General features: G+C 49.3%; 6 protein-coding genes and 1 pseudogene. 6 read left to right on the top strand and 1 reads right to left on the bottom strand.

Features of this window, described 5'->3' with window-relative positions:
- Positions 1 to 185: 185 nt before the first annotated feature.
- From KI367_RS26410 to KI367_RS26395, 5 genes and pseudogenes are all read left to right on the top strand, one after another.
- Positions 186 to 692: a pilus assembly protein gene (locus KI367_RS26410; protein WP_212953246.1), complete on the top strand. Its 507-nt coding sequence runs from the start codon at positions 186 to 188 to the stop codon at positions 690 to 692.
- A 280-nt stretch (positions 693 to 972) separates the two neighbouring features.
- Positions 973 to 1,323, top strand: a pseudogene (locus KI367_RS27405) (DUF5704 domain-containing protein); the annotation flags it as partial.
- 296 nt (positions 1,324 to 1,619) lie between these two features.
- Complete coding sequence (locus KI367_RS26405) at positions 1,620 to 1,994, top strand: hypothetical protein (protein WP_036712953.1); 375 nt, start codon at positions 1,620 to 1,622, stop codon at positions 1,992 to 1,994.
- Between the two features lie 183 nt (positions 1,995 to 2,177).
- Positions 2,178 to 2,672: a CYTH domain-containing protein gene (locus tag KI367_RS26400; protein WP_212953243.1), complete on the top strand. Its 495-nt coding sequence runs from the start codon at positions 2,178 to 2,180 to the stop codon at positions 2,670 to 2,672.
- A 392-nt stretch (positions 2,673 to 3,064) separates the two neighbouring features.
- Positions 3,065 to 4,201 carry a glycoside hydrolase family 88 protein gene (locus KI367_RS26395; protein ID WP_212953240.1) on the top strand — a complete coding sequence of 379 codons (1,137 nt, stop codon included), beginning with the start codon at positions 3,065 to 3,067 and terminating at the stop codon, positions 4,199 to 4,201.
- Between the two features lie 52 nt (positions 4,202 to 4,253).
- On the opposite strand, the gene KI367_RS26390 is transcribed toward KI367_RS26395, so the two are convergent.
- Complete coding sequence (locus KI367_RS26390) at positions 4,254 to 5,294, bottom strand: chitosanase (protein ID WP_246537345.1); 1,041 nt, start codon at positions 5,292 to 5,294, stop codon at positions 4,254 to 4,256.
- A gap of 720 nt (positions 5,295 to 6,014) precedes the next feature.
- On the opposite strand from KI367_RS26390, the gene KI367_RS26385 reads away from it, so the two are divergent.
- A complete protein-coding gene (locus tag KI367_RS26385) occupies positions 6,015 to 6,320 on the top strand; it encodes a hypothetical protein (protein ID WP_212953237.1) in 306 nt (101 codons plus the stop codon).
- Positions 6,321 to 6,461 lie beyond the last annotated feature (141 nt).

The following is a 6,461-nucleotide window of genomic DNA, read 5'->3' as shown; positions in this document are numbered from 1 at the left end:
TGTTCTAAAATTCTGCAAGTCTGCCCTTTTCTTCATCCATATAATACCATTTTCGAAAATTACCCCTTAACGACAGTGAATATGCTATCGCTTCTTCTCTGAAACGGAATTATGCAAAACACTCAAAATTACTATAATTCAAAATTTTGAGGTCGGATAATTAAAAGAGGAGAGTGTAGGAAGTTATGAAGAAAAAAGTTTCATTTTTGGCAGTTTTAACTTTAGCGTTAGCTGCATCTGTGACAGCAGCAGCTCCAGTTACCCCAGAAGTATCAGTACCACCAGTAGTTTCTCAGGATGGTGAAACTACTCAGCCGATCGAAATTCAACCTTATACTATTGATAAAACTTGGAGTGATATTGCAAAGAGTGCTCCTGGCAGATCTGATGCGACAAATTCTTTTACTGTTAATTCCGGTAATGGTCATCTTAAGCTTCTGATTAAAAACGTGAGTGCTTTTCCTGTAACTGTAACACTTACGCATTCAGATACATCATTGGTATATTTCACCTTGGTTATACCTGCTAACAGCTCAAAAGAATGGTACAACTTCCCGGTAAGTGGAGCAGAAGGTGGCCAATATCCTCAAGGAATGCGACTTGGAGATTATAAACTTCAGTGGGTTGGTAAAGACCATCCGGTAGATGGTATTGTATATGGTAAACTTGCTTCCTCTACTACAGATTTCTAATAAAAATTAAGCCCCTTAACGGGGCTCCAGGCTGTCGAGAAACCCCCTGTTTTTTTGCAGGGGGTTTAAAATTGCCTCGTCGGTCACTGAAGTAGGGTTCTCAGAGCGCTTTAAATCGATTTTTATTTTAAAAGATATGATTCCCCATATAAAAAATAGAGTGTCGAAAAGTCCGTTGGACTTTCTCGACACTCTGAAGCCCCTTAACGGGGCTCTTTTTTTGTCTGTAAAGTGTTTGTGTGTTCTGAGTTCTGAGCGACTCTAGGAAGGAAAAATCTATGCCTATGCCTCTATTCAAAAGTGGTACGGCGAGTACAGCTTGCCGGCAGCTTCATACGTTGTCCGATCCGGAACCAATATCGCTGAATACGCTCGGACACATGGCGGACTCGATGATCATTCGCCGATCTTCCTGAAAAACGGTTATATTATCGTCAACTTTGATATCGAGCCGATCCAAAACGGAGATGTGAATCATCCGCATCTGCAGTACATTCATGCCCCACTTATGAACCAATGGCAGCTCGAAGGCTTTAGCGGAAACGTCCAGGATCCGTTCGGAAACAGATTCAGCCTCCTGGATGGAGACGTAGTATTTTATAATGCGGATAAATCCAGCAAAAGGGGGTTTTTGAACAAGGAGGATGGTCTTGCGCCTTCCATTGGCTGCGGGTGCCGGGGATCAGGGCATAAGGATCAACTCATGCGGAAAGGATGAATAAAGGAGGGATGTCACGTGAGGAAAAGCGGAACTGCGGGCAGGGAATTGAATACAATGAAAATAGGAAACAAATCGCTGCTTGATGTTTTTTTCGCGCCACCCGGATTTGACATAGCTAACTGTGTTTAGTATTATTACAGTAATCTTCTTTTTGTTATATACGCAGTTACAGTTTGTATACCAATTTAAGGTAAGGCGGTGGAAGAATGAAATTCGAAATTGGCGATTGGGTTCAAGGGAAAACGGTAGACGGAGAGTTTATTCACGGATATATCGAGACGCTGGATGCCCAGCAGGAGATCGTTCGAGTACGCGTCGTTCAATCGGATCATGAAGAAGCGGTCGGCAAAACGGTCGCGGTGCGCAGCTCGTGGCTGAAGCAGCTTCCGGCAGCCCCCCTTACAGACCGGCAGAATCTCGAAAGCTTGATCGACCTTGCCTTGTCCACGTGGGATGAAGCCTGGTTCGACGAACTGACGGGACTTCTGGAGGGCTTAAGCAGCGAAGAAGAACAAGGCAAACAGCGTGCCCGGCTTCAAGGTTCCTTCCGGAACCGGCTCGGTTTGTTTGAAAATAAATGACGGCAAGGCCCGGATCATTGTCCGGGTCTTTGTTTTTTTAAAGGAACGGTTTCGCGGCTAAACGGTGGCGGCATGAGCCGGGCTTTTGAGTCTGGCGAGCTTGTTCGCTCATTGTTCCCCGCCGGCCCCGCCCGTATAATGGATAGTACATGCATCGAAAAAGACATAACGGGAGGCAAACGGATGGCGCTTGAGATTGAACGCAAATTTTTGCTGCCGGAATTTCCGGCGGCGCTGCTCGACGAACAGGGGCTGCGGATCGAAAAGGAGCAGATGATCGAGCAGACGTACCTGGCGATCCATGAAGACCAGGAGCTGCGGGTTCGGAAAATCTCCGACGTGAAGACCGGCCTGACGGAATACACCCATACGTTCAAAAAAGGCCACGGCATTGCCCGGGAGGAAGTGGAATATTCCATCTCGGCAGGGCTCTATGAGCAAATGATCGCCAAACACGGCGCGGTGCCGCTGATCAAAAAGCGCACGACGGCCGCTTGGGGAAACCGCCTGATCGAAATCGACGAATACGAGCAAATCGAACTGCGGGTATTGGAAGTGGAATTCGCTTCCGTTTCGGAGGCGGAACGTTTCGTTCCGCCGGCGTGGTTCGGCCGGGATATCAGCTCCGACAAAAGGTACAGCAACAAAAAGGTGTGGAAGCAGCTGCAAAGCCGTTAAGGACAAAGCGGACGCGCGAAGAGGTACGGGGCGGTTCGTTTGTTCACGGATATAAAGGTATGGACAAATCCGCCGACCGGTGCCTATTATCTTAATAAGCGCATTTCGGCGCGCACAGCAGCGCTATTTTACCTACCCAAGCAGCGTCCGCTTCTTGGGACTTACCGGAAAACGGCGATCCGTTGACGCGGGTATCCGCATGAACGAGGCAAAAGACGGGCGGCAAGCGCCCCTCTTTGCGCCCCGCCGACATACAATTGAAAGCGCATACGGCGGCAAATCTCCGCTTCCGATGAAGGAAATGGCCATGGTTTTTTCGCGAGGATGAGGCCGAAAGCCGTGAAGGTTTGCTTCAAACCATGAATGAACTTGAAAAGGAGAATCAACGTACGATGTGGCAAAAGGCGATTGAAGATGCAGCGGGAAAAATCAAACGTAATGCGGTTCGCCATCCGGGGCTGTTCCCTCATATTGTCGGGCAGAGCGCAAACGGAGAGAAACGTTACGACTGGGGCGCGAACGAGGACTGGATCGAAGGCTTTTATACCGGGATGATGTGGCTTTGTTACGAATACGGCGGAGACGGATTTTTCCGTGAGTCGGCGGCGGCGCAGCTGGATCAATACCGCCACCGTCTGGAAAAGCATATCAGCCTCGACCATCATGACATCGGGTTTTTGTATTCCCTATCCGCGGTTGCCCAGTGGCGCGTGCTGAAGGACGAAAAAGCCCGGGAGCTGGCGCTGCAGGCGGCGGATAAGCTGCTTCTGCGCTGGCGCCCGCGAATCGGGGCGATTCAGGCCTGGGGACCCGAAGGCGATCCGGAAAACGGGGGACGGATCATCATCGACTGCCTGCTGAACCTGCCGCTGTTGTATTGGGCCCATTTGCAGACGGGCGACGAAAAATATTACGATATCGCATACCGCCACGCGCTCCTCAGCCGGCGTTTCCTCGTTCGCGGCGACGGCTCGTCGTACCATACGTTTTATTTCAACCAGGAAAACGGCAATGCCATCCGCGGCGGTACCCATCAAGGGTATCAGGACGGCTCGACGTGGACGCGGGGGCAAGCCTGGGGAATATACGGCTTTGCGTTGTCCTACCGGTACACGCGGGACGAGCGTTTTTTGGATACGTCCAAGCGCATGGCCCGCTATTTTATCGAACATTTGCCGGAGGACGACGTGGCGTATTGGGATTTCGACGCGCCGGTCGAACCGGGAACGTCGCGCGACAGCTCCGCTTCGGCCATCGTGGCCTGCGGTTTGCTGGAGCTGCTTGAGCTGATGGACGAACGCGATCCGCAGCGCGCATATTTCGCGGACGCTTTGCAGCGGATGATGGCGTCGCTCGTCGAAAACTACTCTACGATCGGCATGCCGGACGCAGAGGGCTTGCTGCAGCATGGCTCTTATCATGTCCGCGGCGGCATCGGCCCCGACGATTACATGATTTGGGGAGATTATTATTACCTGGAGGCGCTGGTAAGGATGTCGAAGGGGATTCAGGGATATTGGTACGAATAAGGCATGAAGCAGGGCGCATCTTGACCGGATGCCCCTGCTTTTTTGATCCGCCTTATTTCAGCTCCCAATCGGTGACCTTTTGGATCGCCGCATCGGCATTTTTCAAATCGGTTTCGCCCATGTTCAGGAGCGTGCTCCATTGTTTGACGCGGTTTTTCCCGTTCGGCGGCTGGTTGTAGTCGTTCGTGTCCACGATTTTGGTGCGCTCGGCGTAAAATTTCGTCATAAACGTCTTTTCGTCCTTGCTGCTTCCCGAGCGGGACAGGATGCCTTGAAGGCTGCCGGAGTCGCCCGTGGCGCCTTGGTTGAGGGCGGTGTCGACGAAAGAGCCGATCGTCAGCGCCGACGTGAAGCCGCGTTTTTTCGCCTGCTCGACGCTGTATTTGATGTATACGTTATAGAAGGTGCGCCACATCGCTTCCCTCCAGGCCGGATCGTTTTGCAGGCTGTTGATTTTTTTGACGAATTTGCTTTCGCTGTCCGAGATGACCAGGATGCCGTTTTTCATTTTGCCGTTGATGCCAAGACGCTTCAGGGCGCCTTCGACGCTTGGATTGCTTGCGCCCTTGGCGCGGTCGTACTCTTTAAAAAGTTCGGGACCGTCCGGCCCTTCGTCGTTCGGCCCCCCGGTTGTCGCGCCGAAAATACCGATGGTATACCCGCGGTCATCTCCGATATCCTCGCAATATCCGTAATATTTCGTCCAGTTGAGGTCGTCCTGCTCCGGTTTGTTGACGAGCTTCATGATGTTGTCCCACTGCTCGCCGTCAAGGCCGGTGTTGGCTTTCAGAAATTGCAGCGTTTCCGGCGAAAAGTTGGCGTCATGGCTTCCCGCCGCAGCGGCGAAGGCTTGGACGTCCGCCTCGGAGGCTCCGGCCGAAGGGCTTGCGTTGAGTTCAGCATTGATATCCGTTTCTATGGGGATGGAGATCTCCGTCGGTTCAAGCTGCTCCGCATCCGAAACCTGCTCGTCGGCAAAAGCCTTCACCGGAACGGGGCCCGACATGGCGATCATGGAACCCAGCAGCGTAAAGCTGAGCAGAAATACGGTTAACTTTTTTCTTGCGGTGGCTTGTTTGTTTGCGCTGTTCATGGATTATCCCTCCAAAAGTGATGAATGGCAAAAACGGCGGTCGATTTTTTCGATAAAAGTAAAAACGCTTTAACTTTAGATGTATAAAAAACGACCACAGTAAAAATAAATGCTTGGTGTCAATCCCTTCTTTCGGTTTTCTCTTAAAGTTTAAGTGCTTAAACTTTTGGGTGGGAAAAGCATTCCATTTCCGATTCGCTGCTTCGAGGCTCCGGAGCCACGGGTCCTGATCCAGTGTCGTGTGGATGCAGCAAGAGCATACTTGAGATCGCGGCGGTCGAACAAGGGTCCTAACGACTATTTCGTTTAGCGGACTTCTGTGTAGATATTTTATCCTAATCGGGGATTTGACACGACAGGATACTGCATCGTTCGAGCAGAGCCGTCTTCTGGCGCAAAATGAAGTCGAATTACCGCTTGTGCCTGATTATAGTTTTTCGGAAACGAAGTCGTTTTTTGGCTGCCGGCTGTGCGCTTCATTTGGCGTAGCCGGCAGGGTCTTTGCATTAAATCATACAACGTAAATAAACAAAAAAAAGTTATGACAAAAAAGTACCTTATTTACATTAAAACCATTTATATATATTTAGTTTTGCGGTATATTTTCATTGGTTGGCCAACCGTCATTAATAAAAACTCTAAATCTAACTAAATTAAGATCAAAAGGATAGTCTCAGAACAGCAGCTGGAACTAAAATAGAAGGATATGTTGATTTTTGGGTGACTATTGCAGGACGTTTTGTTACCCCGCATTATGAAATTGAAGTTGATACTCCTCCGGATGCTTTTATTACTGGACTTGATCTTCTAGTGTATTATAGCGGAAATGAATTTAACAACGGAGATAAATACGATCCAATATATAGAGTAGCACTAGGCACTAAACATTTAGTTGGTAAAGGAGACCCCCAGATTTATACCCAAGGTGGTTCATTTTCTGCTACAATAAGTGGCGAAGTACTAACAAATAAAGGTGTAGCAATGGTAGTTCCATCAAACAAATCAGTTTACTTTAAACTAGTTTAAAGTATGATTGTACTTATTTGAGTGTTTTGCATAATTCCGTTTCAGAGAAGAAGCGATAGCATATTCACTGTCGTTAAGGGGTAATTTTCGAAAATGGTATTATATGGATGAAGAAAAGGGCAGACTTGCAGAATTTTAGAA

The sequence above is a fragment of the Paenibacillus cookii genome, from assembly GCF_018333375.1.
GTDB classification, from domain to species: Bacteria; Bacillota; Bacilli; order Paenibacillales; family Paenibacillaceae; genus Paenibacillus_AQ; species Paenibacillus_AQ cookii.
Note: the sequence above shows the minus strand (reverse complement) of the source record. Positions and strands in the feature narration are given on the sequence as shown.

What these genes read in the sequence shown, in the direction of transcription:
- KI367_RS26395 (WP_212953240.1), top strand. Translation starts at nt 3,065, where the DNA reads ATGTGGCAAAAGGCGATTGAAGATGCAGCGGGAAAAATCAAACGTAAT.
- KI367_RS26410 (WP_212953246.1), top strand. Translation starts at nt 186, where the DNA reads ATGAAGAAAAAAGTTTCATTTTTGGCAGTTTTAACTTTAGCGTTAGCT.
- KI367_RS26390 (WP_246537345.1), bottom strand. Translation starts at nt 5,294, where the DNA reads ATGAACAGCGCAAACAAACAAGCCACCGCAAGAAAAAAGTTAACCGTA.
- KI367_RS26400 (WP_212953243.1), top strand. Translation starts at nt 2,178, where the DNA reads ATGGCGCTTGAGATTGAACGCAAATTTTTGCTGCCGGAATTTCCGGCG.
- KI367_RS26405 (WP_036712953.1), top strand. Translation starts at nt 1,620, where the DNA reads ATGAAATTCGAAATTGGCGATTGGGTTCAAGGGAAAACGGTAGACGGA.